Source organism: Streptomyces parvulus, from assembly GCF_014648855.1.
GTDB classification, from domain to species: domain Bacteria; phylum Actinomycetota; class Actinomycetes; order Streptomycetales; family Streptomycetaceae; genus Streptomyces; species Streptomyces parvulus.
This window is the reverse complement of the sequence record NZ_BMRX01000002.1, coordinates 1-22852: the sequence shown is the minus strand read 5'-3', so window position 1 is coordinate 22852 and position 22852 is coordinate 1. Positions and strand designations below refer to the sequence as shown.

Here is a 22852-nt window from a genome sequence, read left to right as displayed (position 1 = left end):
GGCGGAAAATACAAAAGGGCGGGATGCCGCTCAGGTGAGATTCCCGGCTCAGGCAGGATTCCCGGATTCCTTTACCAGCGCGTAGGTCTGTGTCGCGATCTCCATTTCCTCGTCGGTCGGTACGACGGCCACCGCCACCCGCGCGTCCGGGGGCGACACCAGCCGCGCCCCGTCGCCCCGCCCGGCGTTCAGTTCGCCGTCGACCGCCAGGCCCAGCCCCTCCAGGCCCGCCACGGCGGCCTCCCGCACCGCCGCCGCGTTCTCGCCGACCCCGGCGGTGAAGACCACCGCGTCCACGCGCCCGAGAACGGCGTAATAGGCGCCGATGTACTTCTTCAGCCGGTGAATGTAGATGTCGAAGGCCAGCCGGGCCCGTTCGTCGCCGGCGTCGACGCGGCGGCGGATCTCCCGCATGTCGTTGTCACCGCACAACCCGATCAGACCGCTCCTCTTGTTGAGGAGAGTGTCGATCTCGTCGGCGGACATTCCTCCAACACGCATCAAATGGAAGATGACGGCCGGGTCCAGGTCTCCCGAGCGCGTACCCATCACGAGCCCCTCCAAAGGCGTCAGCCCCATGGAGGTGTCCACGCACCGCCCGCCCCGCACCGCCGAGGCCGACGCCCCGTTGCCCAGGTGCAGCACGATGACGTTCACGTCCTCGGGCGCCCGGCCCAGCAGCCGCGCCGTCTCCCGGGAGACGTAGGCGTGCGAGGTGCCGTGGAAGCCGTAGCGGCGGATCCGGTGCGCGTCGGCGGTCTCCACGTCGATCGCGTAGCGGGCCGCGGACTCCGGCATCGTGGTGTGGAAGGCGGTGTCGAAGACCGCGACCTGCGGAAGGTCCGGCCGCAGGTCGCGCGCGGTGCGGATGCCGGTGAGGTTGGCCGGGTTGTGCAGCGGGGCGACCGGGATCAGCCGCTCGATCTCGGCGAGCACGGCGTCGTCGATCACGGTCGGCTCGGTGAACCGCCGGCCCCCGTGCACCACGCGGTGTCCGATCGCGGCCAGCTCCGGCGAGTCCAGGCCGAGGCCGTCCTTGGCCAGCTCGGCGGCCACGGCCTTCAGCGCGGACTCGTGGTCGGGGACGGCGCCGCTCCACTCACGGCTCTCGCCGCCCTCCGGCGTGTGCTTCAGCCGCGAGGTCTCCTCGCCGATCCGCTCGACGAGGCCCACGGCCAGCCGGTCGCCGCCGCGCATGTCGAGCAGCTGGTACTTGACCGACGAGGAGCCGGAGTTGAGGACGAGGACGCGGGTCGGGCTCACTGGTCGGAAACCTTTTCGGTGGGGGACTGCTGGGCCTGGATCGCCGTGATGGCGACGGTGTTGACGATGTCCTGCACGAGCGCGCCCCGGGACAGGTCGTTGACCGGCTTGCGCAGACCCTGGAGCACCGGGCCCACGGCGATGGCGCCGGCCGAGCGCTGCACGGCCTTGTAGGTGTTGTTGCCGGTGTTCAGGTCGGGGAAGATCAGCACGCTGGCCTGCCCGGCGACCTCGGAGTCCGGCAGCTTGGTCGCGGCCACCGACGGCTCCACCGCGGCGTCGTACTGGATCGGCCCCTCGATCCTGAGGTCCGGGCGGCGCGCGCGGACCAGCTCCGTGGCCTCGCGCACCTTGTCGACGTCGGCGCCGGAACCGGAGGTGCCGGTCGAGTAGGACAGCATCGCGATCCGCGGCTCCACGCCGAACCGGGCCGCCGTGGCCGCCGACTGGATCGCGATGTCGGCGAGCTGCTCCGCGTCGGGGTCCGGGTTGACCGCGCAGTCGCCGTAGGCCAGGACCTTGTCGGCCAGGCACATGAAGAAGACGGAGGAGACGATGGAGGCGTCCGGCTTGGTCTTGATGATCTCGAAGGCGGGCCGGATGGTCGCCGCCGTCGAGTGCACCGAACCCGACACCATGCCGTCCGCGAAGCCTTCCTGCACCATCAGGGTGCCGAAGTAGTTCACGTCCGACACCACGTCGTACGCCAGCTCCACCGTCACGCCCTTGTGGGCCCGCAGCTCGGCGTACTTCTCGGCGAAGGAGTCCCGCAGCTCGGAGACCGCGGGGTCGGTCAGCTCGGCGCCCTCCAGGTCGATGCCGAGGTCGGCGGCCTTCTTGCGGATCTGCTCGACCGGGCCGAGCAGGGTCAGCTCGCACACGCCCCGGCGCAGCAGCACCTCCGCGGCGTGCAGCACCCGCTCCTCCGTGCCCTCCGGCAGGACCACCCGGCGCAGGTCGGAGCGGGCCTGCTCCAGCAGCTTGTGCTCGAACATCATCGGCGTCACGCGGTCGCTGCTCGGGGCGGAGACCCGGCTGCTCAGCTCGGCGGTGTCGACGTACCGCTCGAACAGGCCGAGGGCGGTCTCCGCCTTGCGCGGGGTGGACGCGTTGAGCTTGCCCTCCAGGGAGAACAGCTGCTCGGCGGTGGGGAAGCTGTTGCCGGTCACCGACAGCACCGGAGTGCCGGGGGCGAGGCGGGCGGCCAGGGTGAGGATGCCCTCGCCGGGCACCTCGTCCAGGGTCAGCAGCAGACCGGCGATCGGCGGCGTGCCCGCGCTGTGCGCGGCGAGGCTGCCGATCACCAGGTCGGCGCGGTCGCCCGGCGTGATGACCAGGCAGCCGGGGGTCAGCGCGCCCAGCAGGTTGGGCAGCATGGCCCCGCCGAAGACGAAGTCCAGCGCGTCGCGGGCGAGCCCCGAGTCGTCGCCGAGGACGACCCGGGCGCCAAGCGCGTGCGCGATCTGGGAGACGGTCGGCGCGGACAGCGCGGGCTCGTCCGGCACCACCCAGCACGGCACCGGCAGCCGGTTCGCCAGCCGCTCGGCGATCTCGTCCCGGTCCTCGCGGGCGACCCGGTTGGTCACCATCGCCAGGACGTCGCAGCCCAGCCCGTCGTAGGCGCGGAAGGCGTTGACGGTCTCGGCGAGCACCGACTCGGCGGTCTGCTTGCGGCCGCCCACGACCGGCACGACCGAGGCGCCGAACTCGTTGGCCAGCCGGGCGTTCATCGACAGCTCGTCCGGGAACTGGGTGTCGGCGAAGTCGGTGCCCAGGACCAGGACGACGTCGTAGTCCCGGGCGACCAGGTGGAAGCGGTCGACCAGCGCGGAGACCAGCTCGTCGGTGCCCTGCTCGGCCTGGAGGGCGGACGCCTCCTGGTAGTCCATGCCGTAGACCGTCGCCGGGTCCTGCGAGAGCCGGTAGCGCGAGCGCAGCAGCTCGAAGAGGCGGTCGGGTCCGTCGTGCACCAGGGGGCGGAAGACGCCGACCCGGTCGACCTGCCGGGTCAGAAGCTCCATGACCCCCAGCTCGACGACCTGGCGGCCGTCCCCGCGGTCGATTCCGGTCACGTACACGCTGCGCGTCACGCGTGCTCTCCGTTTCGTCTTCGTCCTGTGGCGCTCCGGCGGCGGCCCGCCCCTGCACAAAAATCGCCCACCGGGGTGAGCGGAACCCTCTTGACAATACCTCTCGCAGTAGCTAAGGCGCCCGTCAGTGCCCCTCGGCCCCCGGGCCGTGGAACAATTGCATCGGCTCACCGGTGTCCACAGCGAGCAGGAGACACAGCACGATGCGTATCGGAGTTCTCACCGCAGGCGGCGACTGCCCCGGCCTGAACGCAGTGATCCGGTCGGTCGTGCACCGAGCGGTCGACAACTACGGCGACGAGGTCATCGGCTTCGAGGACGGTTACGCGGGCCTGCTGGACGGCCGTTACCGCACCCTGGACCTGAACGCCGTCAGCGGCATCCTGGCCCGCGGCGGCACCATCCTCGGCTCCTCCCGGCTGGAGCGCGACCGGCTCCGCGAGGCCTGCGAGAACGCCTCGGACATGATCCAGAACTTCGGCATCGACGCGCTGATCCCGATCGGCGGCGAGGGCACGCTGACCGCCGCCCGGATGCTCTCCGACGCCGGCCTGCCGGTGGTCGGCGTGCCGAAGACGATCGACAACGACATCTCCTCCACCGACCGCACCTTCGGCTTCGACACCGCCGTCGGCGTCGCCACCGAGGCCATGGACCGGCTCAAGACCACCGCCGAGTCCCACCAGCGCGTGATGGTCGTCGAGGTCATGGGCCGGCACGCGGGCTGGATCGCCCTGGAGTCCGGCATGGCCGCCGGCGCCCACGGCATCTGCCTGCCCGAGCGCCCCTTCGACCCCGCCGACCTGGTCAAGATGGTCGAGGAGCGGTTCTCCCGCGGCAAGAAGTTCGCCGTCGTCTGCGTCGCCGAGGGCGCCCACCCCGCCGAGGGCTCCATGGACTACGGCAAGGGCGCGATCGACAAGTTCGGCCACGAGCGGTTCCAGGGCATCGGCACCGCCCTCGCCTACGAACTGGAGCGCCGCCTCGGCAAGGAGGCCAAGCCCGTCATCCTCGGCCACGTCCAGCGCGGCGGCGTGCCGACCGCCTACGACCGGGTGCTCGCCACCCGCTTCGGCTGGCACGCGGTGGAGGCGGCGCACCGCGGCGAGTTCGGGCACATGACCGCCCTGCGCGGCACCGACGTCGTGATGGTGCCGCTCGCCGAGGCCGTCACCGAGCTGAAGACGGTGCCGAAGGACCGGATGGACGAGGCGGAGTCGGTCTTCTAGCCGCCGGTCCGGACCGGTGCCCGGCCGCCCGCCGGCGGTGTTCACGGGTGCCTCTCGACCGCCGACCAGAAGTGCTCCACGATCCGGTCGAGGAAGTCGCGCCCCCCGGCGCCGGCGTCACCGGTGCCCCCGCCCCAGCTGAGGGTGGACGCCATGTGCCCCTGGTAGTCCTGGTGCAGCACCTGGAGGACGTTCTCCAGCACCCGCCGGTCCAGCGGCGCCAGCTTGGCGACCGGGCGCACATAGCCCTGCCAGCGGGTGCTGACCGCGCTGGTCAGCAGGTCGGCCAGCTTCTCCTCGCGGCCCGTGACGGTCACGAAGTCCGGCAGCGACAGGCCGAGCACGTCGGCGAGCTGGGCCGACTGGCGGTCGGTGCCGCGCCAGTCGTCCGTCTCCTCCATCCGCAGGTACGCCGCGAGGGCGAGCCCCACGGTGCGCGCCACGTCCTCGGGCGCGAGGCCGCGGGCCACCCGGTGCTCGCGCAGGGTCTGCGGCCGGCCGATCAGCTCACCGGGGGAGCACCAGAGCACCCCGGCGAGCGCGGTCAGCTCCGGGTTCTGGGGGGCGATCGTCCCCCGCTCCCAGGCGACGACGAGGTCGGGCGTGACGTACGGCAGGCCGTACGAGACGCGTATGCCGTGGGCGACGTGCTCGGGTCCCATGTTGAGGGCGGCACGCAGCCGGCGGGCGGCGAGGGCGTTGAACGGGGGACCCGACTGGTTCGGGTGGGATGAGGGTCGGCGCACGCGGCACACCGTAGGGGTACGGGGCCCCGCTGACTACGGGCTGTTCAGCCAGCGATACGGATTGTGCGAACCTACGGGCGCGCACGGACCCCCGCACGCCCCCCCCGCGCCGCCCTCGCCCCGCCGCGCCCGCCCCGCTCACCCCTTGACCGCCCCGCCCAGCGCGAAGCCGCCGCCCAGCCGCCGGGAGATCAGCACGTACAGCAGCACGACCGGCGTCGAGTAGACGATGGAGAACGCCGCCAGCTGACCGTACGCGACCATGCCCCGGTTGCCGAAGAAGTCGTTGATGCTGACCGAGGCCGGCATCTGGTCCGGGGAGAGCAGCAGCATGAAGGGGACGAAGAAGTTGCCCCACATCATGACGAACGAGAACACCGTCACCACCGCCACCCCCGGACCCATCAGCGGCAGCACGATGCGCAGCAGGGACTGGAAGGAGGAGGCCCCGTCCGTCCACGCCGCCTCCTCCAGTTCCTTGGGCACGCCGTCCATGAAGTTCTTCATCAGCCAGATGGCGAAGGGCAGTTGGGAGGCGGCGAAGAAGAAGACGGTCCCCTGCATGGTGTCGATCAGGTTCACCCGCACGAACAGCGCGTAGACCGGCACCATGATCGCCGTGATCGGCAGGCTGGTCGCGAAGAGCACGGTCAGCAGGAACGGCCGGTTGAGCCGGGAGCGGAAACGGGAGAGCGGATACGCGGCGAGCGCCGCGCAGGCCACCGTCAGCAGGGTCGCGCCGCCGCACAGGACCAGGCTGTTGAGCAGCGGGGTGAAGGTGATCTCCGGGGTGAGGATCGCGTCGAAGTTGTCCAGGGTCAGCCCGTCGGGCACCTTCACCCGCAGACCCGCCTGCGGGTCGAGGGCGGACAGCACCACCCAGGCCAGCGGCAGCACGAAGGCCGCCGCCACCACCAGGAGTCCCGCGTCGGCGGCCAGCCGGCGCCGGGTGCGGCGCCCGGCGGGCGTGCGCGTCTTCACGGCCATCGGGTCAGACCTCCGTCCGGAGCAGGCGCAGGTACACGACCGAGAACAGCGAGCCGATCAGCAACAGCAGCAGGGCCACCGCGGTGCCGTAGCCGATCAGACTGTTCTGGAAGGCCTGTTCGTACATGAACAGCGGCAGGGTCTGGCTCCTGCCGCTGGGGCCGCCCCGCGTCATCACCCAGATCAGCCCGAAGACCGACAGCGTCTGGAGGGTGTTGAGCATGAGGTTGGTGCCGATGGAGCGCCGGATCATCGGCAGCGTGACGTGCCACATGCGGCGCCAGCCACCCGCGCCGTCGACCTCGGCGGCCTCGGTGACCTCCTTGGGGATCTCGTTCAGGGCGGCCGAGTACACCAGCATCGAGAAGGCGGTGCCCCGCCACACGTTGGCGAAGGACACCGCGAGGATCGGCAGCGTGAACAGCCAGTTCTGCGAGGGCAGATGGAGCCAGTCCAGGACCGCGTTGAGGGTGCCCTCGCGGCGGAAGAAGGCGTAGAGCAGGAAGCCCGCCACCACCTCCGGCAGCACCCAGGCGGTGACAACGATGCCACCGGTGAGCGTGCGGACCGGCTTCGAGGCCCGCTGCATCAGCGTGGCCAGCGCGAGCCCCAGGGTGTTCTGCCCGATCAGCGAGGACAGCACCGTGAACACCAGGGTCAGCCACACGGCGTTGAGGAACGCCTCGTCCTGGAAGGCCCGCCGGAAGTTCTCGAAGCCCACGAAGGACTCCTCGGCCTGCCCGGTCAGCTGGAGGTCGGTGAAGGCGATGACCACGCAGTAGGCGATGGGCCCGGCCAGGAAGAGCAGCAGCAGGAGGACCGCGGGGGAGACGGGCAGGGCGCGCAGCAGGGACCGGCGGGCGCCGGCCCCCCGCCCGCGCCCGCCCGGCCCCGGGGCGGGCGAGCCCGGCGGCTGCTTGGCGACCTCCGGGCCCGCGTGCCGCGGCGCGGCCGCGGTCACCTGCTCACCACCTGGTTGTCGGTGGCCTCCTTGAGCGCCTCGTCGTAGCCGCGCGCCGCCTCCTCGACCGAGAGGTCGCCGGTCGTCACGCCCTCCATCGCCTCCTGGACCGCCACCGACACCTTCGGGTACGCCGGGTAGGCGGGCCGGTAGTGGGTGCTCTCGACCAGGTCGGTGAAGAACTTGATGCCCGGCTGGGCGGCGGTGTAGGCGGGGTCGTTCGCGACGTCCTCGCGGACCGCGATGCCGGAGTTGGCGACGTACCACTTCTGGGCGTTGGCCCTGGTCTGCATCGTCTTGACGAACTCGAAGGCCAGGTCGGGGTTGGCCGCCTTGGCCGGGACCGACCAGGCCCAGCCGCCGGACATGCTCACCCTGCCGGGCGCCTGGCCGTGCTGCGTCGGCATGGCCGCCAGGCCCAGCTCCTTCGACCACTCGGGCCACTCGTGCCCGCTGCCCTCCAGCCAGTCCTGCGGCAGCCAGGAGCCGTCCAGGGCGATGCCCAGCTTGCCCTGCGGCAGCAGCTCACCGCGCACCTTGGTGCCGAAGTTGGGGTCGAGCGCGTCGGAGACCTCCGGGCCGAGCTTCTCCTTGTACACGCTCTCGACGAAGGCGAGGGAGTCCTCGAAGCCCTTCCCCGCCGTGATCCACTTCTTGGTGTCCTTGTCGTACATCGGGTCCGAGGCCCCGTCGTTCGTGCCGTACAGCAGCATCTGGAAGCCCTGCATGGTGGCGGCCTCGCCGGCCGGCTTGCCCGTGTACACGTTGAGGGGTGTGACGCCCGGGACCTTCTCCTTGATGGCGCGGGCTGCGTCGAGGACCTCGTCCCACGTCTTCGGCTGCCAGTTGGCCGGCAGCCCTGCCTTGGCGAACACGTCCTTGCTGAACCAGAGCCCGCGTGTGTCGGTGCCGTCCGGGACCCCGTAGGTCTTGCCGTCCTCGCCCTCGGTCGCGGCCTTGGACGTGTCGATGAACTGGCCCCAGTCCTTCCACTTCTCCAGGTACGGGTCGAGGGGCTTCAAGTACCCGCTGGTGATGTCGGAGTTGATGAGGAAGGTGTCCTCGTAGACCAGGTCCGGCGCCGTCTTGGGGGAGCGGAGCATCTGCTGGAGCTTGGTGTAGTACTCCGCGTCCGGGGCCTTGATGGGGACGAGCTCGACCTTCTTGCCCGGGTTGGCCTTCTCGAACTGCTTCTTGATGCCGGCGAGATACGTGTCCATCACCTTGATGGAGTTGTCCGTCGACTGCTTGAAGGAGACCTTCACCGTGTCCGGATCGCTGCCGGAGCCGCTTCCGCAGGCGGCGAGCGCCGTGGAGGTGAGCGCGGTGAGGGTGAGCAGAGCGGTGAACCGGAAGCTGGGACGCACGGACACGACCTCCTACGGGCACGACACTGTGGCCGGGACGGCTGCTCGGCGAACGTAAGAGGAGTGGTCTAGTCAGGTCAATGCTCCTGCGAGTGGGGATTCGGGGGAGCCGGTTCCGGGACCGCACGGGCACGGACCGCGCGGCTCCGCCCGGGAGCCGGACCGGCACAGGGGGCCGGGTCTCCGGCATAGTCATGGGCTACCGCCGGGAAAGGGAGGGCCGAGTGCCGGAACAGGACGTCACGGTAGGGCAGTTGCTGCTCGCCGAGTACGAGAGCGTCAAGAGCGAGCAGAGGGCGAGGATCGGGTTCCGGGACAATCTCCTCTACGTGACACTCGCGGTCGTGGCGGCCGTCATCGCCGCGGCGGCCCAGGCGAAGCAGCCCTCGATGCTCCTGGCGCTGCCGCCGGTCTGCGTCGTCCTCGGGTGGACCTACCTCGTCAACGACGAGAAGATCTCGGCGATCGGGCTCTACGTCCGGGACGACCTGGGCCCCCGGCTGGCCGAACTCGCCGCGCGCGGGGGCGGTTTCACCACCTTCGGGTGGGAGGCGCACCACCGCGGCGACACCCGGCGCCGGTCCCGCAAGGCGATACAGGCCGTGATCGACCTGACGGCGTTCTGCGCGGTACCGCTGGCCGCGCTGACCGTCTTCTGGTCCAACGGGAACGTCGGAGGCCTGCTCGTCGGGCTCTCGGCGCTGGAGGCGCTCGCGGTGGCGGGGCTCGCCTCGCAGGTGGTGCGGTACGCGAGGGCGGCGTGAGTCTGAGCGGGGGACGACGGCGGACGGCCCGCTACCGGCCCCGCGCCCACCGGTACACCAACTCCGGCCGCCCCACCTGGCCGTAGAGCGGGCTCCGCCCCGCCCGGCCCGCGTCCACCAGGTGTTCCAGGTAACGCCGGGCCGTGATGCGGGAGATGCCCACCGATTCGGCGACTCCGGCCGCGGTGAGTCCCTCCTCGGAGGCCCGCAGCGCGCCCGTGACGCGTTCCAGGGTCGGGCCGCTCAGGCCCTTGGGGAGGGCGGCGGGGCCGGGGGCGCGGAGGGTGGCGAGGGCGCGGTCCACCTCGTCCTGGCCGCTCGCCTCGCCGGCCGTGCCGCGGAACTCCGCGTACCGCACGAGCCGGTCGCGCAGGGTGGCGAAGGTGAACGGCTTCAGGACGTACTGGACGACGCCCAGCGACACGCCCTCCCGCACGACCGTCAGGTCCCGTGCCGACGTCACGGCTATCACGTCGGTGTGATGTCCGGCGGCGCGCAGCGAACGGGCCAGCTGCAGGCCGTGCACGTCCGGCAGGTGCAGGTCCAGCAGCAGCAGGTCCACCGGCGTACGGTCGAGCAGGCGCCGGGCCTCCGCGCCGGTGTGCGCCTTGCCGACGGCCACGAACCCCGGCACCCGGCCGACGTACATCACGTGCGCGTCGGCGGCGACCGGGTCGTCCTCGACGACCAGCACCCGGATGGGCTGCTCCGCCGTCATACCGAGCCTCCCGGCCCGGGTCTGCCCGCCAAGGTGGCCGGCGTCGCCGTGCCGCTCCCGGCGTCGCCCAGCGGCAGCCGCGCCTCGAACAGGGCGCCGCCGCCCTCCGCCTCCGTGACGGTGAGGGTGCCGCCGTGGCGCCTGACCGCCTGCCGGACCAGCGCCAGTCCCAGGCCGCGCCCGCCCTCGCCGGCGGGCTTGGTCGAGAAGCCCCGCTGGAAGACCAGGTCGGCGTGGGCGGGGTCGACGCCGGCACCCGTGTCCGACACCCGCATCACCAGCTCCGGGCCGTCCGCCACGGACTCCGTGTAGGCCGCCACCGTCACCCGCGAGGGCACCGCGCCCTGCGCCGCGTCCACCGCGTTGTCCACCAGGTTGCCCAGGATCGTCACCAGGTCCCTGGCGGGCAGCGACGGCGGCAGCAGACCGTCGTCCAGCCGGCTCTCCCGCGCCACGACCAGCTCCACGCCGCGCTCGTTGGCCTGCGCGGTCTTGCCCAGCAGCAGCGCCGCCAGCACCGGCTCGCCCACGGCCGCCACCACCTGGTCGGTGAGCGCCTGGGCCAGCTCCAGCTCGGCCGTCGCGAACTCCACGGCCTCCTCGGCACGCCCCAGTTCGATCAGCGACACCACCGTGTGCAGCCGGTTCGCGGCCTCGTGCGCCTGCGAGCGCAGCGCCTGGGTGAACCCCCGCTCGGAGTCCAGCTCGCCCGTCAGCGACTGCAGCTCGGTCACGTCCCGCAGGGTCACCACCGTGCCCCGGCGCTCACCGCCGGAGACCGGCGAGGTGTTGACCACCAGCACCCGCTCCGCCGCCAGGTGCACCTCGTCCACCCGGGGCTCCGACGCCAGCAGCGCCCCCGTCAGCTGCGCGGGCAGCCCGAGGTCCGCCACCGAGGCGCCCACCACGTCACCGCTCACGCCCAGCAGCTCCCGTCCACCGTCGTTGATCAGCGCGACCCGGTACTGCCCGTCCAGCATCAGCAGCCCTTCGCGCACCGCGTGCAGCGCCGCCTGATGGTAGTCGTGCATCCGGCTCAGCTCGTCCGCGTTCATGCCGTGCGTGTGCCGGCGCAGCCGCGCGTTGATCACGTAGGTGCCGACCGCGCCGAGCAGCAGCGCCCCCGCGGCCACCCCCGACAGCGCGGTGAGCTGCTCCTGCGCCCGTTTGCTGATCTCCTCGACCTTGATCCCGGCGCTGACCAGGCCGACGACCCGGTCGCCGTCCAGCACCGGTGTGACCGCCCGCACCGAGGGCCCGAGCGTGCCGGTGTAGGTCTCCGTGAAGGTCTCGCCCCGCTGTGCCCGCTCGATGTGCCCCTGGAAGGGGTGGCCGATCTGCGCCGGGTCGGGGTGGGTCCAGCGGATGCCGTACGGGTCCATGATCGTCACGAAGTCCACGTCGGTGTCCCGCATGACCCGCACCGCGTACGGCTGGAGCCGCGCCGTCGGGTCCGCGGTGCCGATCGCGGCCACCACCGAGGGCGAGTCCGCGATCGCCAGCGAGACCGCCCTGGCCTGCCGCCCCGCCGCGTCCTCCGCCTGCCCCCGGTCGCTGATGTAGGTGAACAGCGCGTACCCGACCACGACGACCGCTATCAGGACGGCCTGCATGGCGAAGAGCTGCCCGGCCAGGCTCCGGGGTCTCGGGACGCGCAGGTGCATGCGGTCAGTCTGCCTCGTGGCTGGATTGTGAACTAAATGAACGCAAGGGTGACCGCCCTCACACGCCGGGAGATAGTCACCGCATCCCCGATACACACCCCCGGACGTGAGCCGCACGCCGGTGATGCCGACGACGTCGTCAAGGAGGGCCGCCGTGACCAGCAAAGCCGCTACGGCACCTGCCGCACCCAAAGCCAAGCGGGACCGCACGCACTATCTCTACATCGCGGTGATCATCGCGGTCGCCCTCGGTATCGCGGTGGGTCTGATCGCTCCGGACTTCGCCACCGAGCTGAAGCCCCTGGGCACCGGCTTCGTGAACCTGATCAAGATGATGATCTCGCCGATCATCTTCTGCACGATCGTGCTGGGCATCGGCTCCGTCCGCAAGGCCGCCAAGGTCGGCGCGGTCGGCGGCATCGCGCTGGTCTACTTCCTGGTGATGTCGCTGGTGGCGCTCGCCATCGGCCTGATCGTCGGCAACATCCTGGACCCGGGCACCGGCCTCGCGGTCACCGACGCCGTCAAGGAGACCGGCCAGGCGCAGGTCGACGCGGAGGCCAAGGGCACCGTCGACTTCCTGATGGGCATCATCCCGACCACCATCGTCTCCGCGTTCACCGCCGGCGAGGTCCTCCAGACCCTGCTGATCGCGCTGCTGTGCGGCTTCGCCCTCCAGGCGATGGGATCCGCCGGGCAGCCCGTCCTGCGCGGCATCGAGCACATCCAGCGCCTCGTCTTCCGCGTCCTGGCCATGATCATGTGGGCCGCCCCGGTCGGTGCCTTCGGCGCCATCGCGGCCGTCACCGGCTCGGCGGGCGTGGACGCGCTCAAGAGCCTGGCCGTGCTGATGCTCGGCTTCTACGTGACCTGCTTCCTCTTCCTCTTCCTGGTGCTGGGCGCGATGCTGCGCCTGGTCGCCGGGGTGAACGTCCTCTCGCTCTTCAAGTACCTGGGCCGCGAGTTCCTGCTGATCCTGTCCACCTCCTCCTCGGAGTCGGCGCTGCCGCGCCTGATCGCCAAGATGGAGCACCTGGGCGTCAGCAAGCCGGTGGTCGGCATCACCGTCCCGACCGGCTACTCCTTCAACCTCGACGGCACCATGATCTACATGACCATGGCCTCGCTCTTCATCGCCGACGCCATGGGGACGCCGATGTCCATCGGCGAGCAGATCCCGCTGCTCCTGTTCCTGCTGGTGGCCTCCAAGGGCGCCGCGGGTGTCTCCGGCGCCGGTCTCGCGACGCTGGCCGGCGGCCTCCAGTCGCACAAGCCCGCCCTGGTGGACGGCATCGGCCTGATCGTCGGCATCGACCGCTTCATGAGCGAGGCCCGCGCCCTGACCAACTTCGGCGGCAACGCCGTCGCCACGGTCCTGATCGGCACCTGGACCAAGGAGATCGACAAGGACCGGGTGACCGAGGTGCTCGCCGGCCGGGCCCCCTTCGACGAGAAGACCCTGCTGGACGACCACCACGGCGCCGACGGCTCCGACGACGCGCCGGACCTGCCCGAGCAGGGCGGCGAGAAGGAGCTGGCGCGGGCCTGACCCCGCCGGACGCCCGCACACTCCGGGCGGCTGAGGTGCTCCCCCCGTTGCTCAGCCGCCCGGCCCCCCAAGAGGCCCGCGCCCCCCGGCGCCGGGCCTCTTGCCTTGACGTCCGGGTCAAGGCCTACGTTCGTGCCATGCGAATCGGCGAGCTGGCCGCGCGGGCCGGGACCACCACGCGGACGCTGCGGTACTACGAGACGCGGGGCCTGCTTCCGGCGCGGCGCACCGGCAACGGCTACCGGACCTACGACGAGGACGACCTGAGGCTGCTGCGGCAGATCAGGACGCTCCAGGACTTCGGGTTCGACCTGGAGGAGACCCGCCCCTTCGTGGAGTGCCTGCGCGCCGGGCACCCCGAGGGCGACTCCTGCCCGGCGTCCCTGGTGGTCTACCGGCGCAAGCTGGCGGAGCTGGACGCGCTGATCGAGCAGCTCTCGTCGGTCAGGGCGCAGGTCGGCGCCCAGCTGGCGCGGGCCGAGGCGGCGGTTTTGGGGGGTCCGGAGCCCAAGTGCGAACTGGGAGGACACGGATGACGAGCGACGGGGTGCCCGAGGTGACGGACGCGGAGTTCGGCGCCGAGGTGCTGGGCAGTGAGCTGCCGGTGCTGGTGGAGTTCACCGCGGACTGGTGCCCGCCGTGCCGGCAGATGGCGCCGGTGCTCAGTGCCGTGGCCGAGGAGGAGGGCGAGCGGCTGCGCGTCGTGCAGCTGAACGTGGACCGCAATCCGGCGACGACGAACGCGTACAAGGTGCTGTCGATGCCGACCTTCATGGTGTTCCGCGGGGGTGAGCCGGTGAAGTCGATGGTCGGCTCCCGGCCCAAGCGGCTGCTGCTGGCGGAGCTGGCCGACGTGCTCTGACCCGCGGCGCGATACGAGAAATCCCCCGAGCAATTGCGCTCGGGGGATTTCTTTGCGTATATTCGGGGATTCATGACTTCAGGGAAATGAGGCCATGAAGAAGTTCAGTGAGCACAGTATATCCGGGCGGGAGTGGAATTGTCAAACACCGAATTTCCGGACGATGAATTGCGGCAGGAGCAGGAATTCATCGACGGGCTGTACGCGCGCGTGGACGCGCTGCGCGGCGACGCCGAGGTCTCGGTCACGGACGCGCTCGCGCAGGGCAACACCCCGCAGCAGGCGAGGCTGGAGCGGGACATCCTGGTCGCCGAGCGCTCCGGGCTGCTCGCCGCGCTCAACGCGGTGGACGGCTCCCTCTGCTTCGGCCGGATCGACCTGGCCTCCGGGCAGGACCACCACATCGGCCGCATCGGGCTGCGCGCCGACGACGCCGAACGCACGCCGGTCCTGATCGACTGGCGCGCCGACGTCGCCCGCCCCTTCTACCTGGCGACCGGCCACACCCCGATGGGCCTGCGCCGCCGCCGGCACCTCACCACCGAGGGCCGCCGGGTCACCGCACTGCACGACGAGATCCTGGACCTGGGCGACGAGACGCGCACCGGCCACGAGGACCCGGCCGGCGACGCCGTGCTGCTCGCCGCGCTCAACTCCGCGCGCACCGGCCGCATGGGCGACATCGTGCAGACCATCCAGGCCGACCAGGACCGCATCATCCGCGCCCCGCACCGGGGCGTGCTGGTCGTGGAGGGCGGGCCAGGCACCGGCAAGACCGCCGTCGCCCTGCACCGGGCCGCCTACCTCCTCTACGAACACCGCGAACTGCTCGCCAAGCGCGCGGTCCTCATCGTCGGCCCCAACCCCGCCTTCCTCGGCTACATCGGCGAGGTCCTGCCCTCCCTGGGCGAGACCGGCGTCCTGCTGTCGACGGTCGGCGAGCTGTACCCCGGCGTGCGGGCCACGGCGGCGGACACGCCGCAGGCGGCGGTGGTGAAGGGCCGGGCCGGCATGGCCGACGTGCTCGCCGAGGTGGTCCGGGAGCGGCAGGCGCTGCCCGACCCCGTGATCGCGATCGAGCACGACCGCGAGATCCTGATGCTCGACGACGACCTGGTCAACGTCGCCCGCGAACGCACCCGGGCCGCGCGGCTGCCGCACAACGCGGCCCGCGAGCACTTCGAGGGCCACATCCTCAACACCCTGACCGACATGGTCGCGGAGCGCATCGGCACCGACCCCTACGACGGCTCCAACCTCCTCGACCCCAGCGACATCACGCAGATCCGCGACGAACTCGCCGAGAACCCCGAGGTCTGGTCGGCCATCGACCAGCTGTGGCCGCGCCTGACCCCGCGCCGCCTGGTCGCCGACTTCCTCGCCGCGCCCGAGCCGTTCCTGTCCGCCGAGGACGCCGCCGCCGTGCGCCGCCCGGTCACCCGGCGCTGGACCGTCGCCGACGTCCCCCTGCTGGACGAGGCCGCCGAACTGCTCGGTGTGGACGACCGGGTGGCCCGCACCCGCGCCGAGCGCGAGCGGGCCGAGCAGATCGCCTACGCGCAGGGCGTGCTGGACGTGTCGTACGCGTCCCGGACCTACGAGTTCGAGGACAAGGACGAGGAGGACGCCGAGGTCCTGTCGGCGCACGACATCATCGACGCGGAGCGGTTCGCCGAGCGGCAGGAGGAGGACGACCACCGAAGCGCCGCCGAGCGCGCGGCGGCCGACCGCACCTGGGCGTTCGGGCACATCATCGTGGACGAGGCGCAGGAGCTGTCCCCGATGGCCTGGCGGCTGCTGATGCGGCGCTGCCCCACCCGCTCGATGACCCTGGTCGGCGACCCGGCGCAGACCGCCGAGGCGGCCGGCGTCGGCTCCTGGTCGAAGATCCTCGCCCCCTACGTCGAGGACCGCTTCGAGCACACCCGCCTCGGCGTCAACTACCGCACCCCGGCCGAGATCATGGACGTGGCGGCGGCCGTCGTCCGCGCCGAGGACCCGGGGTTCGAGCCGCCGAGTTCGGTGCGCTCCACGGGCGTACGCCCCTGGATCCGTGCGACCGGGGACCTCCCGGCCGCGGTCGCGGAGGCGGTGCGGGAGCTGACCCCCGAGGAGGGACGCCTCGCCGTCATCGCCCCGCGGGCGCTGCACCGGGTTCTCGCGGCCCGGCTGGACGGGGTGACCCCGGACGCCGAACCGGACCTGACGCACACGGTCGTGCTGCTGGACCCGCGTCAGGCCAAGGGCCTGGAGTTCGACTCCGTCCTGGTCGTCGAGCCCGGCGACTACGGCACGAGCGACCTCTACGTCGCCCTCACCCGCGCCACCCAGCGCCTCGGCGTCCTGCACACCGGGGAGCTGCCGAAGGGGCTGGTGGACGCGGCCGGGTAGCAGCCGGGGCCCGCCCGGCGGGACCGGGGGCGGGAGGCGTGCCCCGCACCCTCCCGCCCGTCACGCCGGGCGCAGCCACACCGTCGCCAGGGGCGGCAGGGTCAGCCGGATGCTCGCCGGGCGGCCGTGCCAGCCCTGCGGCTCCGGCTTCACCGGGTCGGGGTTGGTCACGTCGCCGCCGCCGTAGCGCGCCGCGTCGGTGTTGAGGACCTCGTGCCAGGCGGGGACCTCGTCGGGGACGCCGAGGCGGTAGTCGTTGCGCACGACCGGGGCGAAGTTCGACACCGCGAGCAGCGGGGTGCCGTCGGCGTCCAGCCGCAGGAAGGCCAGCACGTTGTCCTCGGCGGCGTCACCGACCACCCAGCCGAAACCGGAGGGGTGGGTGTCGAGCCGCCACAGCGCGGGCGTCGACCGGTAGACCGCGTTCAGGTCCCGCACCAGATCCCGCACGCCCCGGTGGTCCGCCGCCGCCCCGTACTCCGGGTCGAGGAGCCACCAGTCGGGGCCGTGCGCCTCGGACCATTCGGCGCCCTGCGCGAACTCCTGGCCCATGAACAGCAGTTGCTTGCCCGGATGGGCCCACATGAAGGCCAGGTAGGCCCGCTCGTTGGCGCGCTGCTGCCACCAGTCGCCGGGCATCTTCGACACCAGCGACCGCTTGCCGTGCACGACCTCGTCGTGGGATATCGGCAGCACGTAGTTCTCGCTGTAGGCGTACACCATGGAGAACGTCATCTCCCCGTGGTGGTACCTGCGGTGCACCGGCTCGTGGCTCATGTACTGGAGCGAGTCGTGCATCCAGCCCATGTTCCACTTCAGCCCGAACCCGAGCCCGCCGAAGCCGCTCGGCCCCTTGTGGTGGGTGGCCCGGGTGACGCCGTCCCAGGCCGTGGACTCCTCGGCGACGGTCACCACGCCCGGTACCCGCCGGTACACGGTGGCGTTCATCTCCTGGAGGAAGGCCACCGCGTCCAGGTTCTCCCGGCCGCCGTGCTCGTTGGGCGTCCACTGCCCCGGCTCGCGCGAGTAGTCCAGGTAGAGCATCGAGGCGACCGCGTCGACCCGCAGCCCGTCGATGTGGAACTCCTCGCACCAGTACACGGCGTTGGCGACGAGGAAGTTGCGCACCTCGCGGCGCCCGAAGTCGAACTCCAGCGTCCCCCAGTCCGGATGCGCCGCCCGCAGCGGATCGGAGTGCTCGTACAGCGGGCGGCCGTCGAACTCGGCCAGCGCCCAGTCGTCGCGCGGGAAGTGGGCCGGCACCCAGTCCATCAGCACACCGATGCCGGCCTGGTGCAGCCGGTCGACCAGGTACTTGAAGTCGTCCGGGTCGCCGAGCCGGGCCGTGGGCGCGTAGAAGCCGGTGACCTGGTAGCCCCAGGAACCGCCGAAGGGGTGCTCGGCGACCGGCATCAGCTCGACGTGCGTGAAGCCGAGGTCGGCGACGTAGGCGGGGAGCTGCTCGGCCAGTTCGCGGTACGTCAGCCCCGGCCGCCAGGACGCCAGGTGGACCTCGTACACCGACATCGGCGCCTCGTGCGCGGGCGCGTCGGCGCGGCGGGCCAGCCACTCCGCGTCGCCCCACGTGTGGTGCGAGGAGTGCACGACGGACGAGGTGGCGGGCGGGACCTCGGTGGCGCGGGCCAGCGGATCGGCGCGGAAGGTGCGCGAGCCGTCGGCGCGGGTGATCTCGAACTTGTACAGCTCGCCCGCGCCGACGCCGGGCAGGAACAGCTCCCACACGCCGGTGGCGCCGAGGGACCGCATGGGATGGCCGGTGCCGTCCCAGAAGTTGAAGCCGCCGGCCACCCGCACGCCGCGCGCGTTCGGCGCCCACACGGTGAAGCGGGTGCCCGCGACGCCGTCGTGCGTCATGGGATGCGCGCCGAGCGCCTGCCACAGCTGCTCGTGCCGGCCCTCACCGATCAGGTGCAGGTCCAGGTCGCCGAGGGTGGGCAGGAAGCGGTACGGGTCCTCGACCTCCTGCACCGTCTCCCGGTACGCCACCCGGAGCCGGTGCGGCGGGGCCTCCGGCAGCGGCAGCAGCCCGGAGAAGAAGCCGTCCCCGTCGTCGTGCAGTTCGACGCGCAGGTCGCCGCAGACGACGGTCACCTCGCGGGCGTACGGCCGCAGGGCCCGGAAGGCGAGACCGCCGGGGACCCGGTGGGCGCCGAGGACGGAGTGGGGGTCGTGGTGCGTGCCGGCCAGCAGCCGCTCCCGGTCGGCCGCGTCCAGGGCGGGGGAGACGGCGGCCCCGGCGGCGGGAGCGGTGACCTTCCGGACGGCCGGCTTCTTGGCGGCGGCCTTCTTCGTCACGGCCTTCTTCGCCACGGCATTCTTCGCGGCGGTCTTCTTCGTGGCGCTCTTCTTCGCCGCGGCCTTCTTCACGCCGGCCTTCGCCGTCCCGGCCTCCTCGGTCGTCTTGGCCGTCTTCGTCGAGGGCGTCTTCTTCGCGGCGGCCTGCTTGCCGGTCGTCTTCTTCGCGGCCGCCTGCTTGGCGGCCGTCTTCTTCGGGTCTGGACCGCTGGACGTGGGGCGGGGGGTCACGGGCGGAGCCTCCTGGGCGAGTGGGTGCGACAGCTCGGGCGTCAGGCCGGTTCGGGTGCCGACAGGCGGCGGACCGCGGCCAGCGGCACCTGGAGCCAGTCGGGGCGGTGCCGGGCCTCGTACAGGACCTCGTAGACCGCCTTGTCGGTCTCGTGGGCGCGCAGCAGCACCGGGTCGGTGCGCGGGTCGACGCCGGCCGCCTCGGCGTACCCGGTGCAGTACGCCGCCCGGCAGCCCGCGGCCCACCCCGGCACCGGGGCCTCGGCCGAGTGCGCCGCGTAGTCGAAGGAGCGCAGCATCCCGGCGACGTCGCGCACCGTCGGCTGCGGCAGCCGGCGCTCGGCCAGCGGTTTCGCGGGCTCCCCCTCGAAGTCGATCAGCGACCACTCTCCGGAGGGCGCGCGCAGGCACTGGCCGAGGTGCAGGTCGCCGTGGACGCGCTGGGCGGTCCAGGTGCGGCCCTCGGCGGCGAGGTCGCCCAGCGCGGTGAACGTGGTGCGCAGGGCGGGCGCGTGGGGCCGCAGCGCCGGCACCGCGCGGGCGGCCTCCTCCAGCCGCGCGATCATGCCGTCGGCGAGCTGCCGCACCTGGGCGTGGCCGAGGGTGACGGTCGGCAGCGCGCGGGCCAGCGCCGTGTGCACCTCGGCGGTGGCCCGGCCGAGCGCCCGGGCCTCGGCGGTGAAGTCCTCGCCCTTGGCCAGTTCGCGCAGGGCCAGCTCCCAGCCGTCCGTCGAGCCCTGCAGGTACGGCTGGAGCACACCCAGCACCCAGGACCGGCCGTCCGGCTCGGCCACCACCCACCCCGCGGGGGCGGGCACCGGCGCGCCACCCTCGCGGGCCAGCGCCAGCGGCAGCTCCAGGTCGGGGTTGACGCCGGGCACGATTCGGCGCAGCACCTTGAGAATGAACGTATCTCCATAGACGACCGAGGAGTTCGACTGCTCGGCGGTCATTAGGCGCGGTACGAGGCCGGCCCGTATCTCCTGGTCCTCCTCGCGCTCGAAGCGCAGCCCGCCGATGCGGGCCCGGGTGCGTATCGCCTCCAGGAGGACCTCGGCGGGCCGGGTGTCGTACAGCGCGTCGTAGGCGGTGCGGCCGGCGGCCGGGCCCCCGGTCACGTGTCCGATCAGCGCGGGCACCAGCCGGGGCGGCAGCGCCTCGCGCGTGCCTATGAGCAGCTGGTAGCAGTCGCCGGGCTCCTCGGGGCCGCCCGGGGCGGACTGCTGGTGGGCGCGGACCAGCACGTGGTGCAGGCCGAGACGGGAGTCGGCGGGGAGCAGATCGGTGGCGGCGACCAGCGAGAAGCCGGTGACCGGGCGCCCCTTGCCGGCGAACCAGCGCTGCCGGGGCAGCCAGTCCCGCAGGAGTGGATCAAGTGACGCTAGGAGGCCTGGCGGGCTCGTGACGGTGCGTGTGACGGCTTCCGGCATGGCGTAGCGTCCTTTCCCCGGGTCGTCGGGGTGTTACTGATGCGTGCCCCGGGCGGGACGGGGGAAACCGCCCCGCCCGGGGGCTCGGTCAGACGGCGTCCTTGCGGAGCCGGAACCAGTAGAAGCCGTGGCCCCCGAGGGTCAGCAGGTACGGCAGCTCGCCGACCGCCGGGAAGCGGACTCCGCCGAACAGCTCCACCGGGTGGCGTCCCCCGAAGGCGCTGAGGTCGAGTTCGGTGGGCTGCGCGAACCGCGAGAAGTTGTGGACGCACAGCACCAGGTCGTCCTCGTACTCCCGCAGGAAGGCCAGGACGGCCGGGTTGGAGGAGGGCAGTTCGGTGTAGGTGCCCAGCCCGAAGGCGGGGTTCTGCTTGCGGATCTCGATCATGCGGCGGGTCCAGTGCAGCAGCGACGACGGCGAGGCCATGGACGCCTCGACGTTCGTCACCTGGTAGCCGTGGACCGGGTCCATGATCGTGGGCAGGAACAGCCGTCCCGGGTCGCACGAGGAGAAGCCGGCGTTGCGGTCCGGCGTCCACTGCATCGGGGTGCGCACCGCGTCGCGGTCGCCGAGCCAGATGTTGTCGCCCATGCCGATCTCGTCGCCGTAGTAGAGGATCGGCGAGCCGGGCAGGGAGAGCAGCAGCGCGGTGAACAGCTCGATCTGGTCGCGGTCGTTGTCCAGGAGCGGGGCCAGGCGGCGCCGGATGCCGATGTTGGCGCGCATCCGCGGGTCCTTGGCGTACTCCGCGTACATGTAGTCGCGCTCTTCGTCGGTGACCATTTCGAGGGTCAGCTCGTCGTGGTTGCGCAGGAAGATGCCCCACTGGCAGCCGGACGGAATCGCGGGGGTCTTGGCGAGGATCTCCGAGACCGGGTAGCGGGACTCCCTTCTGACCGCCATGAAGATGCGGGGCATGACCGGGAAGTGGAAGGCCATGTGGCACTCGTCGCCGCCCGCGGAGTAGTCGCCGAAGTAGTCGACGACGTCCTCGGGCCACTGGTTGGCCTCCGCCAGCACCACCGTGTCCGGGTACTGCGCGTCGATCTCCTTGCGCACCCGCTTCAGGAACTCGTGGGTGCGCGGCAGGTTCTCGCAGTTGGTGCCCTCTTCGGCGTACAGGTACGGCACCGCGTCCAGCCGGAACCCGTCGATGCCGAGGTCCAGCCAGAACTTCAGCCCGGAGATCATCTCCTCCTGCACGGCCGGGTTCTCGTAGTTGAGGTCCGGCTGGTGGGAGAAGAACCGGTGCCAGAAGTACTGCTTGCGCACCGGGTCGTAGGTCCAGTTGGAGGCCTCGGTGTCGACGAAGATGATGCGGGCGTCGGCGTACTGGGTGTCGTCGTCGGCCCAGACGTAGTAGTCGCCGTAGGGGCCGTCGGGGTTCTTGCGGGACTCCTGGAACCACGGGTGCTGGTCGCTGGTGTGGTTCATGACGAAGTCGATGATGACGCGCATGCCGCGCTGGTGGGCGGCGTCGACGAACTCCACGAAGTCGGCGAGGTCGCCGAACTCGGGGAGGACGGCCGTGTAGTCGGAGACGTCGTAACCGCCGTCGCGCAGCGGTGACTTGAAGAAGGGCGGGAGCCAGAGGCAGTCCACGCCCAGCCATTGCAGGTAGTCCAGCTTGGCGGTCAGTCCCTTGAGGTCGCCGACGCCGTCCCCGTTGCTGTCCTGGAAGGAGCGGACGAGGACCTCGTAGAAGACGGCTCGCTTGAACCAGTCGGGATCGCGGTCCTTGGCCGGAGTGTCCTCGAAGGTGTCCGGCACGGGCTCGTTGACGATCATATGGTGGGTGACCCTCCGATCTGCGGGTGGGACGGTCGCAGAACCGTGCAGACGTGGGCGGGCGAACGGCCCGGCTCCAGGCGCACATAGTTGGCCCTGCCCCAGTGGTAGGTCTCGCCGGTCAGCTCGTCGCGCACCGGCACCGACTCGTGCCAGTCCAGGCCGAGTTGCGGCATGTCCAACGAGACCGTCGCCTCCTGGGTGTGGTGGGGGTCGAGGTTGGCGACCACCAGAACCGTGTTCGAGCCGTGCCGCTTCGAGTAGGCGATCACCTCCTCCTTGTCCGTGGGATGGAAGTGCAGATCGCGCAGTTGCCGGAGTGCCGGGTTCGCACGCCGGATGGTGTTGAGCTTGGCGACGAGGGGGGCGATGGTGCGGCCCTCGCGGGCGGCGGCCTCCCAGTCACGGGCTTTGAGCTGGTACTTCTCGCTGTCGCGGTATTCCTCGCTGCCTTCGCGCAGGGGGGTGTGTTCGCACAGTTCGTAGCCGCTGTAG

17 protein-coding genes and 1 pseudogene are annotated in these 22852 nt (G+C 71.6%); 6 read left to right on the top strand and 12 right to left on the bottom strand.

What is annotated here, in order from left to right:
* Positions 1-48 precede the first annotated feature (48 nt).
* Positions 49-1263, bottom strand: a complete 1215-nt coding sequence (locus tag IE108_RS03070; RefSeq protein ID WP_064729904.1) for an acetate kinase — start codon at positions 1261-1263, stop codon at positions 49-51.
* Entirely contained in the window at positions 1260-3353 is a 2094-nt protein-coding gene (pta, locus tag IE108_RS03065) for a phosphate acetyltransferase (protein ID WP_064729905.1), read from the bottom strand. Before pta ends, IE108_RS03070 begins: the two co-directional genes overlap by 4 nt.
* Positions 3354-3556: 203 nt before the next feature.
* On the opposite strand from pta, the gene IE108_RS03060 reads away from it, so the two are divergent.
* The gene (locus IE108_RS03060; protein WP_064729906.1) at positions 3557-4582 is read left to right on the top strand and encodes an ATP-dependent 6-phosphofructokinase; all 1026 of its coding nucleotides are present in this window, start codon (positions 3557-3559) and stop codon (positions 4580-4582) included.
* Positions 4583-4623: 41 nt separating this feature from the next.
* Here IE108_RS03060 and IE108_RS03055 read toward each other — a convergent pair whose 3' ends face one another.
* From IE108_RS03055 to IE108_RS03040, 4 genes are all read right to left on the bottom strand, one after another.
* The gene (locus IE108_RS03055; protein ID WP_064729907.1) at positions 4624-5337 is read right to left on the bottom strand and encodes a helix-turn-helix domain-containing protein; all 714 of its coding nucleotides are present in this window, start codon (positions 5335-5337) and stop codon (positions 4624-4626) included.
* A gap of 129 nt (positions 5338-5466) precedes the next feature.
* Positions 5467-6315, bottom strand: coding sequence for a carbohydrate ABC transporter permease (locus tag IE108_RS03050; protein WP_064729908.1), 849 nt, complete (start codon positions 6313-6315; stop codon positions 5467-5469).
* Positions 6316-6319: 4 nt separating this feature from the next.
* Entirely contained in the window at positions 6320-7276 is a 957-nt protein-coding gene (locus tag IE108_RS03045) for a carbohydrate ABC transporter permease (RefSeq protein WP_064729909.1), read from the bottom strand.
* Positions 7273-8643, bottom strand: a complete 1371-nt coding sequence (locus tag IE108_RS03040; protein ID WP_064731970.1) for an extracellular solute-binding protein — start codon at positions 8641-8643, stop codon at positions 7273-7275. The genes IE108_RS03045 and IE108_RS03040 overlap by 4 nt, the downstream gene beginning before the upstream one ends.
* Before the next feature lie 224 nt (positions 8644-8867).
* Between IE108_RS03040 and IE108_RS03035 the strand changes: the two genes are divergently transcribed.
* Positions 8868-9407 (top strand): hypothetical protein, encoded by a 540-nt coding sequence (locus tag IE108_RS03035; protein ID WP_064729910.1) that lies wholly within the window; start codon positions 8868-8870, stop codon positions 9405-9407.
* Positions 9408-9438: 31 nt separating this feature from the next.
* Here the strand turns inward: IE108_RS03035 and IE108_RS03030 are convergent, their stop codons facing one another.
* Together IE108_RS03030 and IE108_RS03025 are read right to left on the bottom strand one after the other, a co-directional pair.
* Positions 9439-10125, bottom strand: a complete 687-nt coding sequence (locus IE108_RS03030) for a response regulator (RefSeq protein WP_064729911.1) — start codon at positions 10123-10125, stop codon at positions 9439-9441.
* The gene (locus IE108_RS03025) at positions 10122-11789 is read right to left on the bottom strand and encodes a sensor histidine kinase (protein ID WP_064729912.1); all 1668 of its coding nucleotides are present in this window, start codon (positions 11787-11789) and stop codon (positions 10122-10124) included. The genes IE108_RS03030 and IE108_RS03025 overlap by 4 nt, the downstream gene beginning before the upstream one ends.
* 154 nt (positions 11790-11943) lie before the next feature.
* Here IE108_RS03025 and IE108_RS03020 point away from each other — a divergent pair, with 154 nt between their 5' ends.
* The 4 genes from IE108_RS03020 (at position 11944) to IE108_RS03005 (ending at position 16591) form a co-directional block, all read left to right on the top strand.
* Complete coding sequence (locus IE108_RS03020; RefSeq protein WP_064729913.1) at positions 11944-13338, top strand: cation:dicarboxylate symporter family transporter; 1395 nt, start codon at positions 11944-11946, stop codon at positions 13336-13338.
* A 137-nt stretch (positions 13339-13475) separates the two neighbouring features.
* On the top strand, positions 13476-13874 hold the full coding sequence (locus IE108_RS03015; protein WP_064729914.1) for a MerR family transcriptional regulator: 399 nt from the start codon (positions 13476-13478) through the stop codon (positions 13872-13874).
* Between the two features lie 11 nt (positions 13875-13885).
* A complete protein-coding gene (locus IE108_RS03010) occupies positions 13886-14200 on the top strand; it encodes a thioredoxin family protein (RefSeq protein ID WP_064731971.1) in 315 nt (104 codons plus the stop codon).
* Between the two features lie 120 nt (positions 14201-14320).
* Positions 14321-16591, top strand: a complete 2271-nt coding sequence (locus tag IE108_RS03005) for a HelD family protein (RefSeq protein ID WP_064729915.1) — start codon at positions 14321-14323, stop codon at positions 16589-16591.
* A 60-nt stretch (positions 16592-16651) separates the two neighbouring features.
* Here the strand turns inward: IE108_RS03005 and glgB are convergent, their stop codons facing one another.
* The 4 genes and pseudogenes from glgB to IE108_RS02985 form a co-directional block, all read right to left on the bottom strand.
* Positions 16652-19138 carry a 1,4-alpha-glucan branching enzyme gene (gene glgB / locus IE108_RS03000; protein ID WP_079163669.1) on the bottom strand — a complete coding sequence of 829 codons (2487 nt, stop codon included), beginning with the start codon at positions 19136-19138 and terminating at the stop codon, positions 16652-16654.
* Between the two features lie 41 nt (positions 19139-19179).
* The gene (locus tag IE108_RS02995) at positions 19180-20568 is read right to left on the bottom strand and encodes a maltokinase N-terminal cap-like domain-containing protein (protein WP_064729916.1); all 1389 of its coding nucleotides are present in this window, start codon (positions 20566-20568) and stop codon (positions 19180-19182) included.
* 88 nt (positions 20569-20656) lie between these two features.
* Positions 20657-22357, bottom strand: coding sequence for a maltose alpha-D-glucosyltransferase (gene treS / locus IE108_RS02990; protein WP_064729917.1), 1701 nt, complete (start codon positions 22355-22357; stop codon positions 20657-20659).
* Positions 22354-22852, bottom strand: a pseudogene (locus IE108_RS02985) (DUF3459 domain-containing protein); the annotation flags it as partial. The gene treS and the pseudogene IE108_RS02985, both read right to left, overlap by 4 nt.